The 22518-nt window shown below is 37.9% G+C and carries 22 protein-coding genes; 18 read left to right on the top strand and 4 right to left on the bottom strand.

Features of this window, described 5'->3' with window-relative positions:
* Positions 1 to 3: 3 nt before the first annotated feature.
* The 12 genes from AAA923_RS03545 to AAA923_RS03600 all read left to right on the top strand — a co-directional run bounded on the left by AAA923_RS03545 (position 4) and on the right by AAA923_RS03600 (position 9219).
* Positions 4 to 921: a F0F1 ATP synthase subunit gamma gene (locus tag AAA923_RS03545; protein ID WP_338214600.1), complete on the top strand. Its 918-nt coding sequence runs from the start codon at positions 4 to 6 to the stop codon at positions 919 to 921.
* Between the two features lie 20 nt (positions 922 to 941).
* On the top strand, positions 942 to 2390 hold the full coding sequence (gene atpD, locus AAA923_RS03550; protein ID WP_338214602.1) for a F0F1 ATP synthase subunit beta: 1449 nt from the start codon (positions 942 to 944) through the stop codon (positions 2388 to 2390).
* 17 nt (positions 2391 to 2407) lie between these two features.
* The gene (locus AAA923_RS03555) at positions 2408 to 2836 is read left to right on the top strand and encodes a F0F1 ATP synthase subunit epsilon (protein ID WP_041500863.1); all 429 of its coding nucleotides are present in this window, start codon (positions 2408 to 2410) and stop codon (positions 2834 to 2836) included.
* Between the two features lie 507 nt (positions 2837 to 3343).
* Positions 3344 to 3577, top strand: a complete 234-nt coding sequence (locus tag AAA923_RS03560) for a DUF1146 family protein (RefSeq protein WP_338214604.1) — start codon at positions 3344 to 3346, stop codon at positions 3575 to 3577.
* Positions 3578 to 3602: 25 nt separating this feature from the next.
* Positions 3603 to 4925, top strand: coding sequence for a UDP-N-acetylglucosamine 1-carboxyvinyltransferase (murA, locus tag AAA923_RS03565; protein WP_041500869.1), 1323 nt, complete (start codon positions 3603 to 3605; stop codon positions 4923 to 4925).
* A 105-nt stretch (positions 4926 to 5030) separates the two neighbouring features.
* Positions 5031 to 6020 (top strand): rod shape-determining protein, encoded by a 990-nt coding sequence (locus AAA923_RS03570; protein ID WP_338214605.1) that lies wholly within the window; start codon positions 5031 to 5033, stop codon positions 6018 to 6020.
* An 8-nt stretch (positions 6021 to 6028) separates the two neighbouring features.
* Complete coding sequence (locus tag AAA923_RS03575; RefSeq protein ID WP_057892682.1) at positions 6029 to 6211, top strand: DNA-directed RNA polymerase subunit beta; 183 nt, start codon at positions 6029 to 6031, stop codon at positions 6209 to 6211.
* A 4-nt stretch (positions 6212 to 6215) separates the two neighbouring features.
* Entirely contained in the window at positions 6216 to 6506 is a 291-nt protein-coding gene (gene yidD, locus AAA923_RS03580) for a membrane protein insertion efficiency factor YidD (RefSeq protein ID WP_338214607.1), read from the top strand.
* Positions 6507 to 6518: 12 nt separating this feature from the next.
* Positions 6519 to 6740 (top strand): DUF2969 family protein, encoded by a 222-nt coding sequence (locus tag AAA923_RS03585; protein WP_041500876.1) that lies wholly within the window; start codon positions 6519 to 6521, stop codon positions 6738 to 6740.
* Between the two features lie 12 nt (positions 6741 to 6752).
* Positions 6753 to 7955 (top strand): FtsW/RodA/SpoVE family cell cycle protein, encoded by a 1203-nt coding sequence (locus tag AAA923_RS03590; protein ID WP_338214610.1) that lies wholly within the window; start codon positions 6753 to 6755, stop codon positions 7953 to 7955.
* 9 nt (positions 7956 to 7964) lie between these two features.
* Positions 7965 to 8258, top strand: coding sequence for a glycine cleavage system H family protein (locus AAA923_RS03595; RefSeq protein ID WP_041500880.1), 294 nt, complete (start codon positions 7965 to 7967; stop codon positions 8256 to 8258).
* 103 nt (positions 8259 to 8361) lie between these two features.
* Positions 8362 to 9219: a helix-turn-helix transcriptional regulator gene (locus AAA923_RS03600; protein ID WP_041500881.1), complete on the top strand. Its 858-nt coding sequence runs from the start codon at positions 8362 to 8364 to the stop codon at positions 9217 to 9219.
* Between the two features lie 99 nt (positions 9220 to 9318).
* On the opposite strand, the gene AAA923_RS03605 is transcribed toward AAA923_RS03600, so the two are convergent.
* The 3 genes from AAA923_RS03605 to AAA923_RS03615 all read right to left on the bottom strand — a co-directional run bounded on the left by AAA923_RS03605 (position 9319) and on the right by AAA923_RS03615 (position 11448).
* A complete protein-coding gene (locus AAA923_RS03605; protein ID WP_338214613.1) occupies positions 9319 to 9792 on the bottom strand; it encodes a universal stress protein in 474 nt (157 codons plus the stop codon).
* Between the two features lie 86 nt (positions 9793 to 9878).
* Entirely contained in the window at positions 9879 to 10157 is a 279-nt protein-coding gene (locus tag AAA923_RS03610) for a hypothetical protein (protein WP_338214615.1), read from the bottom strand.
* Complete coding sequence (locus tag AAA923_RS03615; protein ID WP_338214617.1) at positions 10147 to 11448, bottom strand: replication-associated recombination protein A; 1302 nt, start codon at positions 11446 to 11448, stop codon at positions 10147 to 10149. Before AAA923_RS03615 ends, AAA923_RS03610 begins: the two co-directional genes overlap by 11 nt.
* A 51-nt stretch (positions 11449 to 11499) precedes the next feature.
* On the opposite strand from AAA923_RS03615, the gene AAA923_RS03620 reads away from it, so the two are divergent.
* Positions 11500 to 12099 (top strand): DUF1054 family protein, encoded by a 600-nt coding sequence (locus AAA923_RS03620; protein ID WP_338214619.1) that lies wholly within the window; start codon positions 11500 to 11502, stop codon positions 12097 to 12099.
* A gap of 312 nt (positions 12100 to 12411) precedes the next feature.
* Positions 12412 to 12579: a hypothetical protein gene (locus AAA923_RS03625; protein WP_338214621.1), complete on the top strand. Its 168-nt coding sequence runs from the start codon at positions 12412 to 12414 to the stop codon at positions 12577 to 12579.
* Positions 12580 to 13194: 615 nt separating this feature from the next.
* On the opposite strand, the gene rpsD is transcribed toward AAA923_RS03625, so the two are convergent.
* Positions 13195 to 13806, bottom strand: coding sequence for a 30S ribosomal protein S4 (gene rpsD / locus AAA923_RS03630; protein WP_338214623.1), 612 nt, complete (start codon positions 13804 to 13806; stop codon positions 13195 to 13197).
* 941 nt (positions 13807 to 14747) lie between these two features.
* On the opposite strand from rpsD, the gene AAA923_RS03635 reads away from it, so the two are divergent.
* From AAA923_RS03635 to AAA923_RS03650, 4 genes are all read left to right on the top strand, one after another.
* Positions 14748 to 16436 (top strand): septation ring formation regulator EzrA, encoded by a 1689-nt coding sequence (locus AAA923_RS03635; RefSeq protein WP_338214625.1) that lies wholly within the window; start codon positions 14748 to 14750, stop codon positions 16434 to 16436.
* A 75-nt stretch (positions 16437 to 16511) separates the two neighbouring features.
* The gene (locus AAA923_RS03640; RefSeq protein ID WP_338214626.1) at positions 16512 to 17657 is read left to right on the top strand and encodes a cysteine desulfurase family protein; all 1146 of its coding nucleotides are present in this window, start codon (positions 16512 to 16514) and stop codon (positions 17655 to 17657) included.
* 9 nt (positions 17658 to 17666) lie between these two features.
* Positions 17667 to 18884 (top strand): tRNA uracil 4-sulfurtransferase ThiI, encoded by a 1218-nt coding sequence (gene thiI / locus AAA923_RS03645; RefSeq protein ID WP_338214629.1) that lies wholly within the window; start codon positions 17667 to 17669, stop codon positions 18882 to 18884.
* Positions 18885 to 19723: 839 nt separating this feature from the next.
* On the top strand, positions 19724 to 22372 hold the full coding sequence (locus tag AAA923_RS03650) for a valine--tRNA ligase (protein ID WP_041499497.1): 2649 nt from the start codon (positions 19724 to 19726) through the stop codon (positions 22370 to 22372).
* The last annotated feature ends 146 nt before the right edge of the window (positions 22373 to 22518 follow it).

Genomic DNA, 22518 nt, shown 5'->3' on the forward strand with positions numbered 1-22518 from the left:
ATAATGGCTGAGTCCCTTATGGATATTAAAAGAAGAATTTCTTCTACTAAGAAAACCGGTCAAATTACAAGAGCCATGCAAATGGTCTCTGGTGCTAAACTCTCTCGTATTGAAAAGAAATCTATTGCTTATCAATTGTACGCAAAAAAGGTTGAAGACATTATTAGACATTTAACAGCGGCCGATGTGTTCAAAGAATTGTCAATTGCTGATGATTCCACTGATCCGCTAAGTTTAAATAGTCTTCTAAAAGTTCGTGAAGTCAAAAAGACTGCCTATGTTGTTATTACATCAGACCGTGGTCTTGTTGGTGGATATAACAGTAACATTTTGAAAGCCATGATGGACCTCTTTGAAAAGAAGTACAACGGTGACAAGAGTAAATTTACTATTATTTCCTTAGGTGCTACCGGAACAGAGTTCTTTAAAGCACGTGGCTTTGACGTTTCTTATGAATATCGTGGTTTACCAGATATTCCAACAGTTAAAGATATCACTCCAATCATGAAGACAATTTTACAAATGTATCAAGCTGAATTGTTCGATGAAATTGATATTTGTCATAATCACCACGTTAACTCATTGGTTTCTAACTTTACTACAGATAAGTTATTGCCTTTGACAGAGCCTGATGACGTTACTGCTGAAGAACAACAAGTTGCTACTGAATACATCACAGAACCAAACCCTAAAGCAGTTCTATCTGCAATTGTGCCTCAATATATTGAGTGTTTAGTTTTAGGAGCAATGATGGATGCAAAAACAGCAGAGCATGCTGCTTCTGTAACTGCTATGAAGAGTGCGACTGATAATGCTGACGATCTTATTGCAAGTTTGTCATTGCACTATAACCGTGCCCGTCAAGCTCAAATCACTACAGAAATCACTGAAATCATCGGTGGTGCTGCTGCACTTGAATAGTTTAGAAAGGAGCCAAATTAATGAGTAGCAAAGGAAAAGTTATTCAGGTAATCGGTCCAGTTGTCGATGTTGAGTTTTCATTAGATGAAGACTTGCCAGAAATCAACGACGCTTTAACAGTTAAAAAAAGCGACGGATCAGAAATTACCCTTGAAGTTGCCCTAGAACTAGGTGATGGCGCCTTGCGTGCTATTTCTATGAGTTCTACCGATGGACTTCAAAGAGGTGCCGAAGTTGTTAATACTGAAGGTCCTATCTCTGTACCAGTTGGTAAAGAGACATTGGGTCGTGTGTTCAACGTTTTAGGTGAATCAATCGATGGAGGAAAGGCCTTTCCAGCCGATTTTCCAAGAAACAGTATTCACCGTCAAGCACCTCCTTATGATCAATTAAATACATCAACTGAAATTCTTGAAACAGGTATCAAAGTTATCGACCTTCTCGAACCTTACGTTCGTGGTGGTAAAGTTGGTTTGTTCGGTGGTGCCGGTGTTGGTAAAACCGTTCTAATTCAAGAATTAATCCACAATATTGCTGAAGAGCATGGTGGTATTTCAGTATTTACTGGTGTTGGTGAAAGAACACGTGAAGGTAATGACCTTTATTATGAAATGAAGGAATCTGGTGTTCTTGCTAAAACAGCCATGGTTTATGGTCAAATGAATGAATCACCTGGTGCCCGTATGCGTGTTGCCTTAACAGGTTTGACAATTGCTGAGTACTTCCGTGATGTTGAAGGTCAAGATGTGCTATTGTTCATCGATAATATCTTCAGATTTACACAAGCCGGTTCAGAAGTTTCTGCCTTGCTTGGACGTATGCCATCAGCCGTTGGTTACCAACCAACATTAGCTACAGAAATGGGTCAATTGCAAGAAAGAATCACTTCTACAAAGAAGGGTTCAATCACATCAATTCAAGCCGTTTATGTTCCTGCTGATGATTATACTGATCCAGCTCCAGCTACAACTTTCGCCCATTTGGATGCTACAACCAACTTGGAACGTAAGTTGACACAACAAGGTATTTATCCAGCCGTTGATCCACTAGCATCATCATCATCTGCCCTTGATCCAGATATCATTGGTCAAGAACACTATGATGTTGCCACAGAAGTTCAAGAGGTTCTTCAAAGATATCACGAACTCCAAGATATTATTTCTATCTTGGGTATGGACGAATTGTCTGATGAAGAAAAGACTGTTGTTGCCCGTGCAAGACGTATCCAATTCTTCTTGTCACAAAACTTCAGTGTTGCTGAACAATTTACTGGTGTACCAGGTTCTTATGTTCCAGTTGCTGAAACAGTTAAGGACTTCCGTGCTATCTTAGATGGTAAATATGATGACGTTCCTGAAGATGCCTTCAACGGTGTTGGTGGTATTTCAGACGTTATTGATAAAGCCAAGAAGATGGGCTGGAAACCAGCTGATGAAGATGAAAATACTGAACAAGCTGTTGCCAATTAAGGATAGGAGGAGATAATATGGCTGAAAATATAATGACGGTCAATATTGTTACTCCCGATGGTGTTGTTTACGATCATCATGCAAAACTCGTTGTGTTGAGTACTATTGACGGTGAAATTGGTGTCATGGCTCACCATGAGCCAATTATCGCCCCATTGATTATTGATGAAGTACGTGTCCGTCGTGTGGACAAGCCTCATCATGAAGACTCAATTGCTGTAAATGGCGGGTTCTTGGAGTTTAGCAATGATCTAGTTTCAATCGTCGCAAATAGTGCCGAAAGAGCTAGAGACATTGATTTAAGACGTGCAGAATATGCTAAGCAAAAAGCTGAGCAAACTATCAAAGTTGCTGAAGAGAAACACAACGTTGATGACTTGGCTCGTGCTCAGGTATCTCTACGTAAAGCTATAAACAGAATTAACGTAAGTTCACATCGAAATTAATTAATTCAAAAAGAAGACTGAGATTTATTTTTCAGTCTTCTTTTTTTTGCTTTTGAAATATTCCGCCGAAGGGCGTGAGATATGCCACCTGCCATGGACCGGTGCGAGCCAAGGTCTCGCGCCTCGATTTTGAGCTTTGCAAAAACCGCAAATCTCAAAATACGTCTGTGCTGTAAGAGTGGAAGTTCACCACTCTAACACCACTTTCATGGCGGGTAAGCATATCTCACGCCCTTCGGCTAAGTTAACTCTGAAATTTGATAATGTTTAATTATTTAAATTGATTTAACTGATATTTGAATAAGTTTGGTCAATTGGCATAAAAATATTTTGATTTCAGATCAATTTATCATTGGCTGAGATGAAATTCTTTAATTCTGGTATAATCTCAAGAATATTAAATTAGCTGCAGGTATGAAGATTGGTTTAAGTATTTTTAAAATCAACAACCCAAAACTTCAAAAAAGTTAAGAAAATGTTATTATTTAGAAAAGTGAGGTTTATAAAATGATAAGTATCGGAATTAATGCGATAATAACTCTTATAAGTCATGTTATATTTATCTGGTTAAGTTTTAATCTATTGCAAGTTGTGGATTGGAAAAAGATATATAACAAATCCAATCCTAAAATGTTACAATTACTTGTAGCGTTTATTGCAATCGCTCTTGGTTATACAGTAAGCTCTTTTTTCATGAGTATTTTCAGTCTATCTCAAAATATAGCCTTGCTTTTTAAATGATTCCAGGTTTTTGGAGGAGAATATTGTGCAACAAATAATCGTAAATGGACCTACGCAATTAAAGGGAACAGTCAGAATTGAAGGTGCTAAGAATGCGGCTTTACCAATTTTAGCATCAACTATTCTAGCATCTGAGGGTAAAACCTTATTAACGAATATTCCTCCGTTATCGGATGTAATTACTATGTCTAAAGTTTTGAAAGCTTTGAACGCTGATGTTTCATATGATGAAGCTGATGAAGTACTTACAGTTGATACAAGCAAAGGAACTTCAACTACTGCTCCTGAAGATCTTGTAGATAAAATGCGTGCTTCAATCGTTGTTTTAGGACCACTTTTGGCTCGCAACAAAGAAGCTCACGTTGCCATGCCTGGTGGTTGTGCCATCGGCTCCAGACCAATTGATCTTCATATCAAGGGATTGGAAGCCATGGGTGCTAAATTCAGTCAAAATGGTGGCTTTATTGACGCTGAAACTGAAGGATTGCACGGTGCTAACATTTACTTGGATTTCCCAAGTGTTGGCGCAACTCAAAATATTATGATGGCAGCAACTTTGGCAGATGGTGAAACTGTCATCGATAACGCTGCTAGAGAACCCGAAATTGTTGATCTTGCTAATGTTTTAGGTAAAATGGGTGCCGAAGTAACTGGTGCCGGAACTAATACTGTTCGTATCAATGGTGTTGAAAAACTCCACGGTTGCGAACACTCAATTATGCAAGATCGTATCGAAGCAGGAACTTTCATGGTTGCTGCCGCAGTTACTGGTGGAGATATCTTTATTCAAGATGCCGTAGCTGCTCATAATCGTCCATTACTTTCAAAATTGATTGAAATGGGTGTGAAGATCGATGAAACTGATGAAGGAATTCGTGTCATTGGAACTAATCAATTAAAACCAGTTGATGTAAAAACTTTGCCTCACCCTGGATTCCCAACGGATATGCAGGCTCAAATGACTTTAGCTCAACTATTAAGTGTTGGTACTACAGTTATGACAGAAACAGTTTTCGAAAACCGTTTCATGCATTTCCCAGAATTCGGTAAGATGAAAGCTGATTATAAGATCGAAGGTAATTCAGTTATTATGTTTGGTCCAGCTCAACTAAGTGGTGCTAATGTTGCTGCTACTGACTTACGTGCTGCTGCAGCACTTGTTCTAGCAGGATTAGTTGCTGAAGGCGAGACTCGTGTTTCGAACCTTCAATATTTGGATCGTGGATATTATCATTTCACTGAAAAGTTAAGAAATTTAGGTGCTAAAATTAGACGTGTTTCAGTTGATGAAGCTGGCCGTGAAACTTTAGTGTTAAATACAGTATCGAGTGCAATAAAATTGGCTTAATATTAGCTTGAGAAAGTGGAATTCCCACTTTCTTTTTTTATTGGCAATTTAATGATTAAGCTGGTTATGATATACTTTTTGTGTTTAAGTCTTGGAGGATATAGTATGTCGAAATATCTAGGAATTGATTTGGGTACAGCAAATGTACTTATTGATGTCAAAGGAGAGGGAATCGTCTTGAACGAACCTTCTGTTGTGGCAATTAATACAAATAATAATGATGTAGTCGCTGTTGGTAAGGATGCTTATTTAATGGTTGGTAGAACGCCAGCTAATATTAAAGCAATCCGTCCCCTAAAAGATGGGGTTATTGCTGACTTTGATATTACAGAAAAAATGTTGCAATACTTTATTGAAAAATTGAATGTCGGTGGTCGTTTCTCAAAGCCAACAATCATGATTTGTGCACCAACTAACGTAACTCCAGTTGAGCAAAAATCAATTATCGAAGCCGCTGAACAAGCCGGTGGTGGTAAAGTATATCTTCAACTAGAGCCAAAGGTTGCGGCCGTAGGTGCTGGTTTGGATATCTTTAAGCCACAAGGTAACATGGTTATCGATATCGGTGGTGGTACAAGTGATATCGCCGTCATTTCAATGGGTGATATTGTAACAAGTCAATCATTGCGTTTTGCGGGTGATAAGATGACTGGAGCCATCCAAGCATATATCAAGCAACATCACAATTTGATCATCGGTGAAAGAACTGCTGAACAAATCAAGATGGAAATTGGTTGTGTTATGGATGCTGATGAAAGTAAAACATTCTCCGCAAGTGGTATTGATATTGTCACTGGATTGCCAAAAGAAATCACAACAAATGAAGTTGAGATTCAAGAGGCCTTGTCAGATGGCATAGAACAGATTGTCAACGCCGCTAAAAGCGTTTTAGAGCAAACACCACCAGAACTATCAGGTGATATCATTGACCGTGGTATCATGCTTACAGGTGGTGGAGCCCTATTGAAGAATTTGGACAAGTTATTGTCTGAAAAACTTCAAGTTCCCGTTCTACTAACTGACAGTCCCTTGGATTCAGTTGCTTTGGGTACTGGTGTGTTATTGGAAAATATTGAAAAACATAAAAAATACTAGGATGAAAAATGAAGAGAGATTTTGGTAAAGAATATCGTCGCGATATTTTTAAGAAAATAGGTTGGGTACTATTGTTAATGCTAATCTTTTTAGTCTTGGGTATGCTGATTGGTTCAGCCTTGGGTGGATCTAATCCACTTGCTGTTTTGTGGCCTGGAACTTGGATGCATATGTTCGACTTTTTAAGGTAGTATCATGCTTAAGAAGATTTTAATTGGAATCGTTCGATTCTATCAGAAATTTATTTCTCCAGTATTACCACCGAGTTGTCGATATTACCCAACATGTTCGACCTATTTTATAGATGCAGTTAAAATGCACGGTGGAATTTTGGGTACCATTATGGGGATTGCACGTATTATACGCTGTAATCCCTTTGTCCGTGGTGGAGTAGATCCAGTACCAGATAATTTCACTATTTTTAGAAATCCTCATCCAGAAAAGTATGAAGACGAAATTATCGCAAAAAAATTTCATAACAGATAAAGGAAAGATTCAATGTCTAGTAGAAAAAGAGCAGTTGAAATTAATTTAAAAGATATCAGTAGTGATCCTGAGACATATGAGCTTTGGGATGGCAAAAAGTATATCGGAACTATCAAAAAAGATGGCGAACGTTATCTTTCATTCGTTGAAAGTAATGAAACACCATTTAAATCAGTAAAATTGGACGACGCAATTAACGAATTGCTAATGCAATATAATTTACATAATCATTAGCAGGTGTAAAACATGCAAATAAGAGAAAATAATCGAAAAAATGATGTGGATTCGAGAATCGATTATGGAATTATTTTTTCTGTAATGATGTTGGCAATCATAGGCTTGATGTCTATTTATGTTGCGACAATTCAAGATTCTCAGAATCCGTTAAAAAATGTTGTTTCGCAAGTCGCTTGGTATGTTATTGGGGCGGCAATAATTGCTGTTATCATGCAGTTCGATGTGGAACAACTCTGGCAAGTGGCTAATTATGCCTACTATGCTGGTATAGCGTTACTGTTACTGGTGCTGATTTTTTACAGTCGTTCGTATGCGGCTAGTACCGGTGCTAAGAGTTGGTTTGCTATTGGTTCGTTTACCTTTCAGCCATCTGAAGTAATGAAACCGGCGTTTATATTAATGCTGGGTAAAGTCATTACGAATCACAATAGCCAATATCAAGTTCATAAGATAAGTTCAGATTTCTTATTGCTTGGAAAATTGTTGTTGTGGACCTTGCCAGTTATGGTGCTATTGAAGTTGCAAAATGACTTCGGTACAATTTTAGTTTTCGTTGCCATTCTTGGTGGTATGATCTTGGTCTCCGGAATTGATTGGCGAATTCTATTAACTGGTTTTCTAATCGTTGCCGTTATCGGTGGAACAGCTTTACTATTTGCTACAACTGACTGGGGCCGAGAGATTCTTGGTCACTTTGGATTTAGAGCTTATCAGTTCTCTCGTATTGATAGTTGGCTTAATCCATCGGCTGATACTTCGGAAAATGGGTATCAGATATGGCAGAATATGAAGGCCATTGGTTCTGGACAATTGTTTGGTAAGGGATTCAACGTCTCAAATGTTTATGTGCCAGTTCGTGAATCCGATATGATTTTTTCAGTTATCGGTGAAAACTTTGGTTTCATTGGTTCATGTGTATTAATTTTGTTGTATTTCTTATTAATCTATCAAATGATTCAAGTAACTTTTGATACTAAGAATGAATTTTATGCTTATGTATCAACTGGTGTTATCATGATGATCTTGTTCCACGTGTTCGAAAATATCGGTATGAGTGTTGGTCTATTGCCATTGACTGGTATTCCGTTACCGTTTATTTCACAAGGTGGTTCAGCCCTATTGGGTAACATGATCGGTATTGGCTTAGTTATGTCAATGAGATTCCACCACAAGAGTTACATGTTTGAAAATGGTACGTTTAAGCAAAGGTAGGAATTGGTTATGACTGATGAAAATTATTACTGGATTAAGAAGGGCCAACATACAACTCGTATAGGCCTAACAAAAGAGGGTCAAGACGCTTTAGGCAATGTCAAATATGTCGAATTACCTGATGTAGATTCTGATATAAAAAAAGGTGAATCAAGTGGCGAGATCGAAGCTCAAAAGGCTGTGGTTGAGCTAGAATCACCTGTTACCGGTAAAATCGTCAAGGTTAACGATAAATTAAATGATAATCCTGAATTATTAAATGGTACCGAAAAAGACGCATGGTTCTTTGAAGTAAATAATTAAATTTTTAAAATTTATCTTTTTATCGCTGCTTATTTCTTGCAACATTTTTTAATAACTGTTTAAATTATCCTTGGAATTAATAAATGAATGGGGATAGTTTAGAATGAAAATATTAGGTGAAAAAATTCGCCATTACAGAAAACTCAGAGGTATTTCTCAATCTGAGTTAGCTGATGGCATTTGTACACAGGCAACTGTCAGCCTGATTGAAAAAAAAGACAAGATTCCAAGCATGGAAATATTAGTTCGCATTTGTGAAAGACTGGGTATCACAATGAACCTCGTAATCGTCAATGACGATAGTCAGATTTATTCAATCATCAGTGACATTAAGAAGTCATTCTATCAAGATGATTTTGATGGTATTAGCGACAAACTGGGTAAGCTTAAAAACATCAACGTCAATAATAAACAAGAAATCAAATTGATTCACTTCTTTAACGGTTTGATCGAATATGTCACAAGCAAGAATTATGACAAAGCCATTTTCGATTTCAACCGTGCTATGAACGTTAACATCGCTAACGTTGATATGTACGATATTCTGATCGATGTTTTTACCGCAAAGGCCTACATTAATAAAAAGTCAGTCGATGAAGCTAGAGTTTATTACAATCAAGCTAAAGACTTGATTAAATCTAGTCTTGATAAGATTGGCGATGAAAATTATCACGATAGCATTTTGATTTATGCTAACATGGCCGATCTTTCATTGAAATTGGATGACAATCAAAAGGCTATGGAATATGCTAACGAAGGTATCTTCATTGCTAGAAAAGAACAAACATTGTTCAAACTCGATGAAATGTACTGTTACTTAGCAGATGCGGGTACTCGTGAAGGTCAAAAGACTGATGAGGACTACATCAAAGCCTACGTCATTTCTAGTATCAGTGAAAATAAACCAGTTTTTGAAAAACTAAAAGCTAAAGTGAAAGATATGCATTTGAATATCTTTTAATAAAAAAAACAATTTATTAATTTCCGTTCCAAAAAAAGAGGACCGATTCTTTCGAATCAGTCCTCTTTTTTTTATACCATTTATTTTTACGTGTTATATCTATTTCTTAGGTTTCTTGATTGTCTTGTTATCAAGATCTGTTCTTACGACTAAAACATCGCAAGCAGCAGTTCTAGTAACATATTCAGTAACTGAACCAATCAATAATCTTTCCATAGCATTCAAACCAGTAGCACCAATCATAATAAGATCAACGCCTAATTTCTTAGGGAAGTCTGTGGCAATGATTGCTTTAGGTGCACCGTATTCGATGCTGTAGTCAATATCTTCAAGCCCAGCGTCTTTAGCTGTCTTAACGTAACTCTTAACAGTATCTTTAGCTTTTTCAGTGATTTGCTCGACCATAGTTGAATCAAAGCTAGAAACGTTTTGGAAAGCTCTAGTATCAATAACGTGAACTAAGTGAATGGCAGCCTTGTTTCTCTTGGCTACTTCAACCGCTTTCTTGAAAGCTAAATCAGCTTCAAATGAACCATCAATTGGTACGAGAATGTTTTTATATTGTTGTAACATAAGTATCACCCCGTTAATGTAATGTAACTGCTTTATATCTTTATTTTAGTTGATTTGGCCCAATAAATACAGTCATCGGCTAACATTTAGCGGATATTTGCTAAATAAATTGAAAATGATGCCGCAATTAAACTTCCTAATAGGAGCGTAATGAAGTTGGCTTCCTTGCTACCGATAAGTGCAATAACTATTCCCATGACTGCCACAAAGACCAATAATCCGGCCGTAAATCGCATGACATTTTTCAACGTTAGGTTTTCATCTGGTGAGTAGATTAAAAATTTTCCACTACTGTGACTCCAAAGAATATAGGCTAAAGCTAATAAAAAAATAATAAAGAATATCATTAAAATTTTAATTATCATAATTATTCTGACTCCGTTTTGAATTCATTTTCCATTCGTGTATTTGTTGCATTCGTAGATTTAAAGCCTGTTCATATTTACCAGTGTTGTTTGGTTGATAATATTTTTTATTAACCAAATTGTTAGGTAAGTATTGTTGATCCACCCAAGCGTTGGGATAATCATGTGGAAATTTATAGCCGACACCATGGCCGAGTTTTTTAGCACCAGAGTAATGAGCATCCTTGAGGTCGTCAGGGATGGAATTGGCTTTACCATTCCTAACGTCTTCAAGTGCACTGTCGATGGCAACCATACCAGAGTTAGACTTAGGACATAGACAGAGGTCAATTACAGCATCTGCCAAAGGAATACGGGCTTCTGGTAAACCAACCATTTGTGCTACTTGGGCCGCCTGAACAGCTCGAGCGCAGGCTTGAGGGTTAGCTAAACCGACATCTTCATAGGCACAAACCATCAATCGTCTGATAGCTGAAGTTAAATCGCCAGCTTCAAGTAGTCGTGCTAAGTAGAGCAGAGCAGCATTGGGGTCACTACCTCGAATCGATTTTTGGAAAGCCGACATGACATCGTAATGACTATCACCATCTTTATCTGAGGAGATAGCCTTCTTTTGAACTGACTCTTCGATTGACTGTAAATCAATGTGAACTGAGTTATCTTTGGATTCGGTCGAAAGAACTGATAATTCTAGGCCATTGAGAATACTTCGTAGGTCGCCATTAGTTGAACTGACCAATAAATCCAAAGCATTTGCATCCAATTTGACGTTATACTTGCCTAAACCGTTCTGGTCGTCATTTAAAGCACGCTTAACGGCTTTTTTTAGGTCATCACTATCGAGAGGCTTCAATTCAAAGATTTGGACTCTAGAGCGTATAGCAGGACTAATATTGATATATGGATTTTCGGTTGTGGCACCGATTAAAATAATTGAGCCACTTTCAAGTAATGGCAAGAGAAAATCCTGTTTGGTTTTGTCGAGACGATGAATTTCATCCAACATCAAGACGACCGTACCACTCATTTTGGCTTCAGCAGCGACGACTTGTAAGTCCTTTTTACTGTCAGTGGCTGCATTTAACATTCTAAAGGCATATTTAGTACTACCGGCGATAGCACTAGCAATACTAGTTTTACCGATCCCAGGAGGACCGTAAAGTATCATTGAAGATAACATCTTAGCTTCAACCATACGACGAATAATTTTATGGGGACCAACGAGATGCTGTTGACCGACAACTTCGTCGATATTAGTTGGACGCATTCGATATGCTAATGGTTTTTGCATAGCTCCTCCTATATAATTGATATGTATATTTTACAACAAAGGATTGAGAACATGTTTGATAAAAATGATTTTAAAGTTTTTGAGGATATGACTTTGCCTGGTCGTTTAGGGTTGATTAGAGCCAATCTGGATCCAAAATTTGAGAAAATCGGTGCCGAACTGATGCGACGTCTGGAAGCAGAATATCAGCAGCAGTTCTTTATGAAAATTGCTAAGCACCAACGTCGAACTCGAAATCCACCACCAGATACTTGGTTAGCCATTAATCAAGATAAACACGGCTATAAAAAGACGCCCCATTTGGAATTAGGCTTGTGGCCTGATCGATACTTTATCACATTCAGTCTCTTAGCGGACATTAAAGGTCGTCCGGGATATTATCCAATTTTGAAAGAATATCAGGATACTATCATAACAGAGGGCTGGGGCGTGTCAAATGACCATACTTCCAGTGAAATGCGTCCAGCAAGTGACTTGGATAAGGTGATTGCCCGCTATGAAAAGGTTAAATCAAGTGATTTAGTAATTGGTTATGAGTTGAAAGCTGATGATCCAATCATTGCGAAAGGCGAGTATGATCAACTATTGATTGATAAGTTTATGCAATTGAGTAAATTGATGGTTACTTTTAACGAGGAATTCGATAGGTAAATATGCCGTTTCCAGAGTTGAGAGTATTCCAACTAGTTTTTTAATTACGTAACGCACTATGATGATATTTGATAACCTATCACAAACTTTCCATACTCTAAAATTGCTGAAATATAAATACATTTGAATGTACATGGTGCTAGTTGATTGTCTATTACAAATATTTTAATTATTTAAATAGTATTTTTAGTTATTTGACAATACGACGATTTCATTCGAAACCTTGAAAGAAAAATGAAATTAACTATTTATTTTCTGTAAATATTTACTATAATGAAAGTAAATATAGGGTTATTAAAAGGGATGATCAAGATGAAATGGTATAAATCAATTGAGTTTTGGATCGGAATAGTAATTATGTTGGCATTTTTCCAACTGTTCTTCGTACCAACGTATGACATCATGTGGTGGAGCGGATTAGTTTCTACCATTGTCGGAATGGTTTTAATATTGAATGTAATTGGAAAATTAAAGATTTAAATATTTAGAGGCAGGAGAATAAATTATTCTTCTGTCTTTTTTGTTTTTTAAGGATGCCGCCTCCGGTTGTGTGGAATTGAACCTGCTGCGGGACCGACTCGAGCCAAAGTGCGGTCTCGACCCTCGAATTTGAGCTTTGCATAAACCGCAAATCTCAAATTCGTCCTGTGGAGTAAGAACGGAAAATCACCGTCCTAACTCCACTTTCGCTGCGGGTTCATTCCACACAACCGGAGGCTAGTGGATTAATATCTGTTTTTTTACTTAATATTCGAGTTTGTTAGTTTTTCTTCGTAATTTAATAAGAAAGCAAAATGATATTAATGGTTTAGTAGGGAATACGATTCATGTAGAGTATGGATATTAAGTTAAATTAGTCGGAAAAGCTGAGAGTATTTATCCGCAGCGAAAGTGGCGTTATTGCTTTAGCAATTACACCACCGGACGAGTTGGAGACTTACCGGTTTTTGGTAAGACTTCAACCGAGGTCCGAGACCGTACTTTGGCTCGGACCGTGCCGCGCAGCAGATGAATACTCTCAGCTTTGGAGACGGCAGAAAAAAAGAGAGTAAAAAAAATACACCCACAATAAGTGAATGTATTTTCTGGCAAATATTATAGAATTTGGTTGTAGTATTCAACAATCAATGATTCGTCAATATTTGGTTCTAGTTCGTCACGTTCTGGGTTACGTACTAGAGAACCTGTCAATGTGTTGTCATCGAATGTAACGAAACCAGGACGACCAACAACGTTTTCAAGGTTGTCTTTAACGATAGCCAAGTCTTTTGACTTTTCACGAAGGCTGATCTTTTGACCAACTTTAACTTCGTATGAAGGGATATCAACACGTTTGCCATCAACAGTGATGTGACCGTGGTTTACGAGTTGACGAGCTTGTGGACGTGAACTTGCAAGACCTAAACGATAAACCATGTTATCCAATCTTGTTTCAAGAAGGATCATCAAGTTAATACCGTGAATTCCTTCCATCTTACCGGCACGGTTAAATAGGTTACGGAATTGACGTTCGTTAACATCATACATGAAACGCAACTTTTGCTTTTCAGTTAATTGTTGACCGTATTCAGAAACCTTACGACGACCACCGTTTGGACCATGTTGTCCTGGGGCGTAGTTTCTACGAGCGATTTCCTTACCAGTACCTGAAAGTGAGATACCTAAACGACGTGATAATTTCCAACGTGGGCCTGTATATCTTGACATAAATAAATTCCTCCAAAATGTTTGTCTGGAGTAAAATAATTAACTAGAGCTTAGCATTCGTGCAGTTATCGTTACACTTTTCACCTTGTGCAGCCACAGGTTACTAGTTGAACTAAATCGTCGATAACTGTTGACGTTCTTGCCGCTCTTTGCTGCATATTTTACACGAAGGCTAGTATACCGTGATAAAAGGTAGATGTCAAAGAGTTTTTTTGGGGCCGCCGGAGGTGGGCACGAATATAGTCTGCGGTGTGACCGGCGAGAGCCAAGGTCTCCCGCCTCGATTTTGAGCTTTGCATAAACCGCAAATCTCAAAATACGTCAGTTGTGTAAGAACAGAAAACCGCTGTCCTAACACAACTACCACGGCGGACTATATTCGTACCCACCTCCGGCTAATGTATTGTTGACTGATATTTGATTGACATTTATATCGATAAGTTTGGTGATATAGATGATCAAAACCTTGTTACAATTTCTTCTGATTTTTCAATTATAAATGCATTATTTGAGTAATTAGCTACTATTAATTTAAGGTTATAGAATAAATCCATCTATATTATATAGGATTAATATACTTAAGTATGGAACTGATGCCTTGAACAATCCATTCAAACCAACAGATAAAACAGTCGGAAGAGCTGAGGAGTATTCACCAGCAGTGGAAGTGGCGTTATTGATTTAGCAATTACACCACCGGGCGCGTTTGGAGCCTTTCCGATCTGTGGAAAGGCTTCAAACCGAGGTTCGAGACCGCACTTCGACTCGGACCGTACCGCACAGCAGGCGAAATACTTCTCAGCTCTGGAGACGGCATACTTAACAAACAAAAAACTAATAGTTTAAAACTTTATTATGAAAAGTGGATAGCGCTAATAATGGGAGTAATATTTGATATAATTTCTTAAAGATAAGACTGAATCGTCATTAGGGGTGTAAATGTGTTTGTAATTATTATTGGAATAATCTTAATCATTCTGTTCTTCCTATGGTACATGTGGTTCCTACAAAAACGTAATGCTTCCACACTTAATAAGTACAAAGAACGAACAGACGAGTTAAAAAAGGCTCAGTTGGATGACAAAATAGAAAAATTGGAAAAGATGAAGCTAGCTGGGGCTAGTGATGACCGCTTCAATCAGTTGAAAGTGGAATATCACAAGCAAACTGATGACATTTTTTCTGATATCTTAAAACAGATTCGTGCAGCTGAATATAAAAATACTGAGTTTAAAGTATTCGGTTCAGCTAATGATCTGAAAAAATTAAATAATGAAATGAATGACTTTGAGGGCAAAATTGGTGAGGTTTCTCAAGGTTTCGATGAACTTTTGGCAAGTAACGAATTGAATGCCACTCATAGCGAAGAGTTACAACGTCAATATCAAACTTTGCGTAAACAAGTTTTGACACAGTCATTCAGTTATGGTCCAGCCACAGATAAGCTTGAGGATGAGTTATCTGAAATTGCTAACTTATTAGATAAGGAAAAGCAATTGACACAAAAGGGTGACCATATTGAGGCAAGTCAATGTTTGGATGACGTCAAAATCAAGTTGGGATTGATTACTGACCAATTGAAGATCATTGAACCGCTATTCCATGACTTAAATGAAGTATTTCCTGGTCAAGTTGATGAGATTAAGTTTGTTTATCAAAAATTGGAACAACAACATTTCAAGTTTAATGACGATATTGTCCAATCAATTTCTGACGTCCAACATGAAATTGATGAATCAAATACTAAATTGGGTGAATTGAATTTCGATGCTGTAAATACTAATAATGAAGATATCAAGCAACGAATCGATGATTTGTATGAGACTTTGACATTGGAAATTGATGGTAAACGTGATGTCTTGAAGGAACAAAAGCCTGTTTTGGACTATTTGAATCATGCTGTTTTCCAACACAATCACTTGGATAAACGAATTCAAAAGTTGCAAGAAAGTTATATTTTAACTGACAATACATTGGATACTTTTCAAAATAATTACAATACCTTGAATGATATTCGTCGTGAATACGATGCTGATGTACAGAGTATCGCTGACAAACAGGTTATCTTTTCACAAGTTAGAGCCGACTTCAAAGAGATTGTTAAGCAACTTGATGAAATTGAAACTAATGAAAAGACTATCAATGACGATTTGAACCAAATGCTTTCGAGTGAACAAATTGCCCGCAACAGTGTTGACGAATATGCTAAGCGTTTGGAAATACAAAAGAAGATGATGGAGCAGTTACGTTTGAACGGACTTCCTGATGACTACTTGGATTACTTCTACATGGTTTACGATGAAATCAATAAATTGTATGACGAACTTGATGCTGACCAGATTAATATGGAAGATATCAGCAAACAAGTTATCGTGACTCAAGAGGATTTGGAAAACTTGGTTGAGAAGACTAAGAAGTTGAAGTATAACGTTCAATTAGCTGAGAAGTTATTGCAATATGCTAACCGTTACGACAATAAGAATCCTGAGTTTACTGATCAATTGACACGTGCTCGTTCAATGTTTGACGATGATTACGATTACAATGAAGCAGTTGATGTCATTTCTAAGGCACTTGAAGAGGTTGAAGCTGGTTCAGTGGCTCGGATTAAAGAGACAATAAATTCATAATTTTTCAAAAGTGTGTTAAGTTATAATAGATAAAATTTTAGGCCGTTAAGGCCTTTTTATTTTGGTGAGGCAAAAATGATATATTTTGATAATAGTGCAACAACTAAGGTTAATGATTCAGTTCTTCAAACTTATAACGCTGCTAGTCAAGAATACTTCGGTAATCCTTCTAGTTTGCACAAGTTGGGATTGAAAGCATACGAACTGCTAGAAACATCACGCAAGCAAATTGCAAACCTAATGGGTTTCAAACAAGATGAGGTTGTCTTTACCAGTGGTGGTACAGAGGGAAACAATTGGATCATCAAGGGGACTGCGTTCAAGAAACGTGAATTTGGTAAGCACATCATCACTACTTCAATCGAGCATCCTTCAATTATGAATACGATGCATCAACTTGAAGAATTGGGCTTTGATGTAACTTATTTACCAGTTGATAAATCAGGCCACGTCAGTGCCCAAGACGTCAAAGATTCTATCAGAGACGATACAATTTTAGTTTCAACTATGGCGGTTAACAATGAAATTGGTGCCATTCAACCAATTCACGAAATTGCCCAAGTTTTGAAGGACTATCCAAGTATCAGTTACCATGTCGACGCTGTCCAAGCTATCGGGAAGAATTTACAATCGAAGATCATTGATCCTCGTGTTGATTTCTATACTTTCTCAGGTCACAAGTTCCATGCACCACGTGGAATTGGCTTTATTTATATGAAAGAAGGTAAGCAACTCGAACCTTTGATGGCCGGTGGTGGTCAAGAGTCAAACCTTCGTAGTGGGACTGAAAATACACCTGCAATTGCTGGTATGGCTAAGGCTATCCGTTTGTTGAAAGACAACGAAGCTGGTAAGGCTGCTAAGATGGAACAATTAAAGGAACAACTAGTCAATCACTTAAAGGGTATGGATAACGTTCATATCTTTTCACAAATTGGCGAAGATTTTGCTCCACACATCATCTGTTTTACAATTGATGGCGTTCGTGGTGAAACAGTTGTCCACACATTTGAGGACCGTGATATTTATATCTCAACAACAAGTGCTTGTTCTTCAAAGAAGGGCCTTGAATCAGGTACTCTTAAAGCAATGAACATCCAAGAAAACGTGGCTACTAGTGCCGTTCGTGTTAGTTTGGATGAAAATAATACTGAAGCAGAAATGAATGAATTTATTAAGAATTTGGATGAGATCCACGATCATTTCCAAATTTTGAATTAGGAGAATTTGATGGAATATACTGAAATTATGGTTCGTTACGGCGAACTATCAACTAAAGGAAAAAACAGAAAGAGTTTTATCGACCGTTTGCATGGTAACGTGGCAAAGGTTTTGAAAGACTTTCCTGACCTTAGAATGCAACCACATCGTGACCGTCTACACATCAACCTTAATGGAACTGATGCCAAGCCGGTTATGGATCGACTAAAGAATGTCTTTGGTATCCAAACTTTTTCATTGAGTGTTAAAGTTTCCCGTGATTTTGAAGATGTTAAGAAGAAAGCTATCGAAATGATGCATGAAGCTTATAAGCCCGGCATGAGTTTTAAAGTTGGAACTAAGCGTTCTGACCACGAATATCCACTGGATACTAACCAAATCAATTTACAACTTGGGGATGCAATTTGTGATGAATTCCCTGGTATCGATGTTGAAATGAAGAAACCTGATATCAAGATTTCAGTTGAAGTTCGTCAAGATGGGATTTACTTGTCATACTTAACTGTTAAAGGTGCCGGTGGTTTACCTGTTGGTACAGCTGGAAAGGCTATGTTGATGCTCTCTGGTGGTATTGATTCACCTGTTGCTGGATACTTAGCAATGAAGCGTGGTGTTGATATTGAAATGGTTCACTTCTTCAGTCCTCCATACACATCAGAACAAGCTTTGAACAAGGCTAAGGAATTAACTTCTAAATTGACTGCCTTTGGTGGTCACATCAACTTTATCGAAGTTCCTTTTGCTGAAATTCAAGAAACTATCAAATCAAGTGTTCCAGAAGGTTACTTGATGACTATCCAACGTCGTTTCATGTTGAGATTGACTGATTTGATCCGCGAACAACGTCATGGTCTAGCAATCTTTAACGGTGAGGCAGTTGGTCAAGTTGCTTCACAGACATTGGAAAGTATGGCCGCAATCAATGATGTTACAACAACACCAATCTTGCGTCCGGTAGCTACAATGGATAAGACAGAAATTATTCGTTTAGCTGAAAATATTGATACATTCAATTTGTCTATTCAACCATTTGAGGACTGTTGTACAGTCTTTGCTCCACCTTCACCAAAGACACGTCCAAATATCGAGAAGACTCGTAAGTTTGAAAGTTCTCTTGATATTGATGGCTTGATCGAACGTTCAATGGCTGGAATTAAGATTACAACTATCCAACCAGGCGACAAATTCATGGAAAGTGATCAAGAAAACATCAATAGTTTGCTATAAAATTAATTGACGTTTCTTGGTTTATGATTTATCATCAAAATATCAGCTATGAGCAGGAGTGTTTTTCAGCTAGATTTCAGAGAAGGCATGTTGTTGAGAATTGCCGAATCGAACTGGGAAACTGTTACCTGTGAGCTATCATTTAAATGATCGGGCCACCGTTATCTGTTGAGTGAAGAGCCATTTTATGGTTCTTAATTTAGGTGGTACCGCGAGACTTCGTCCTATTGAGGATGGGGTCTTTTTTTGTTACTTGGTTTTTTGAAAGATGCCGCCAGAGGTTGACCGTATATGGAGCCGCTATGAGGACCGGGTCGAGCCAAGGTCTCGCCCCTCGGTTTGAAGCCTTGCAAAATCGGCAAGTCTCCAAACTCGCCCTGTGGTGTAAGTGCTAAAGCACTAACGCCACCTCCACAGCTGTCTCCATATACGGTCAACCTCTGGCTCGGGTATTAATTAAATAGATTCTATCCTAATAGGACGAAGTCTCGTGGCTTTGAGGGATGTCATTATATTGATGTTATTTTCAATATATTTAGTGACATTCATTTACCAATTCATTTAATGATTAGTTCAAAATATTTATCAAATAAAAGAAACATTAGTAGCCGGGTGCGCAACTTGAAACCCGCAGTGGCAGTGGTGTTAGGCTGGTGGTTTTCCGGTCTTACAGCACAAGGACGTCTTTTGAGATTTGCGAACTGTGCAAAGCTCCAAAGCGAGGCGCGAGACCGTGCTTTGGCTCGCACCGGTCCCACAGCAGGCTTCAAGTTGCGCACCCGGATACGGCATCACTCAAAATAAGTTAATTAATGTTTTATAAAAAGGAGAAACAAACTATGAGAGAAATCGACATGGATACGAAATATAATCCTAATGAAGTCGAAGAAGGACGTTACCAAGCTTGGCTTGATGATGATGATTTCAAACCTTCTGGCGACAAGAAAGCTAAACCTTATTCAATCGTTATCCCACCACCAAATGTTACTGGTAAGTTGCACTTGGGTCACGCTTGGGATACTACTATTCAAGATACTTTGATTCGTTACAAACGTATGCAAGGTTACGATACTTTGTACTTGCCTGGTATGGATCATGCCGGTATCGCTACTCAAGCTAAAGTTGAAGCTAAATTACGTGAACAAGGTATTACTCGTTATGACCTTGGCCGTGAAAAGTTTGTTGACGAAGTTTGGAAGTGGAAGGATGAATTTGCTTCTATTATCAAGTCACAATGGGGTAAATTAGGTCTATCACTTGATTACTCACGTGAAAGATTTACCTTGGATGAAGGTTTGTCAAAGGCTGTTCGTAAGGTCTTTGTTAAGCTTTATAACGAAGGTTTGATCTACCGTGGCGAATACATTATCAACTGGGATCCACAACTACAAACTGCTTTGTCAGATATTGAAGTTATTCACCAAGATGATCAAGGTGCTTTCTATCACGTTAAGTATCCATACGCTGATGGTTCAGGTTTCATCGAAATTGCCACAACACGTCCAGAAACTATGTTTGGTGATGTTGCCGTTGCCGTTGCACCTGATGATGACCGTTACAAGGACATCGTTGGTAAAGAAATCATCGTACCTTTAGTTGACCGTAAGATTCCAATTATCACTGACCACTACGTTGATAAAGACTTTGGTACTGGTATGGTTAAAATCACTCCAGCCCATGACCCTAATGACTTTGCTGTTGGTAACAGACATGACCTTGAACGTATCAACACAATGAACGCTGACGGAACAATGAATGAAAATGCTGGTAAATATAATGGCATGGATCGTTTTGAAGCTCGTAAAGCTATTGTTAAAGATTTGCAAGATGCAGGTTACATGATTAATATCGAACCTTACGTTCACAGTGTTGGACACTCAGAACGTTCAGGCGTTCAAGTTGAACCAAGACTTTCAACACAATGGTTCGTTAAGATGAAACCATTAGCTGAAATGGCTTTGAAGCAACAAAAGACTGATGACAAAGTTAACTTTGTACCAGAACGTTTTGAAGATACCTTTACACAATGGATGGATAACGTTCATGATTGGGTCATTTCACGTCAACTATGGTGGGGACACCAAATTCCAGCTTGGTATAACAAGAAGACTGGTGAAACTTACGTTGGTGAAGAAGCACCTAAGGATATCGAAAACTGGGATCAAGAATCAGATGTACTTGATACATGGTTCTCAAGTGCCTTATGGCCATTTTCAACTATGGGTTGGCCAGACGAAAATGCAGAAGATTACAAACGTTACTTCCCAACTGATACATTAGTTACTGGTTACGATATTATTTTCTTCTGGGTTTCTCGAATGATTTTCCAAAGTTTGAAATTCACTGGTAAAAAGCCATTTAAGAATGCTGTTATTCACGGCTTGATTCGTGATGAACAAGGTCGCAAGATGAGTAAGTCACTTGGTAATGGTATCGATCCGATGGACGTTATCAAAAAATATGGTGCCGATGCATTGCGTTGGTTCTTGTTGAACGGTTCAACTCCTGGACAAGATACACGTTTCAGTTATGACAAGATGGATTCAGCTTGGAACTTCATCAATAAAATCTGGAATGCATCACGTTACGTTATCATGAATCTTGATGACGATACTCCAGCTATGGATGATCTTTCAGCCGTAACTACATACGATTTGTCTGATAAGTGGATTTTGACAAAATTGAATTCTACAGTTAAAGAAGTCAATCGTTTGATGGACAGTTTTGAGTTTGGTGAAGTTGGTCGTAATCTATACAACTTTATCTGGAATGATTTCTGTGACTGGTACATTGAAATGAGTAAGGCAACACTTACTGGTGACGATGAAGCTGCTAAGAAACAAAAGAAGATGATTTTGGCATACGTTCTTGACCAAACACTTCGTCTAATGCACCCAATCATGCCTTTCGTTACTGAAAAGATTTGGTTGACAATGCCACACAATGGTAAGACAATCATGCACGCTAAGTATCCTGAATATCACGCCGAATTAGACAATGAAGACGCTATGGGTCAAATGGATATTTTGATCGACTTGATCAAGTCACTTCGTAAGATTCGTTTGGAAGCTAATGCACCAATGTCTAAAGCTGTTGATATCATGATCAAGCCACAAGATGATGATGTTAAAGCTGTTATTTTGAACAACAAAGAATACATCGACCGTTTCATGCACCCTAAGGAATTGAAAGTTGCTGCTGACTTGAAAGCTCCAGCTTTGGCAATGACGGCTGTAACAAACAGCGCTGAATTGTATGTTCCATTGGCTGAATTGATTAACATCGATGATGAAATTGCTCGTCAAAATGATGAAATGAAGAAATTGAATCAAGAAATTACTCGTTTAGATAAGAAATTATCAAACAAGAACTTCGTTGATAAGGCACCTGAAAAAGTTGTCGCTGAGCAAAAAGAAAAATTAGCTGACTATCAATCACGTCAAGCTAAGGTTGAACAAAGAATTCAACAATTAAAAGATAATAAATAATATAGGTTGTTAATTGACGGCTTATTATAAATATTTCCCAGCTCTGTAGACGGAATATTTAACTAGTACTATGCGAAATTAAGAATAATTGAGTATATAATGACAAAAGGGGAGGGGCACATGCCCGTCCCTTTTTGTTTAAAAAA

The sequence above is a fragment of the Companilactobacillus muriivasis genome, from assembly GCF_036246245.1.
GTDB classification, from domain to species: domain Bacteria; phylum Bacillota; class Bacilli; order Lactobacillales; family Lactobacillaceae; genus Companilactobacillus; species Companilactobacillus muriivasis.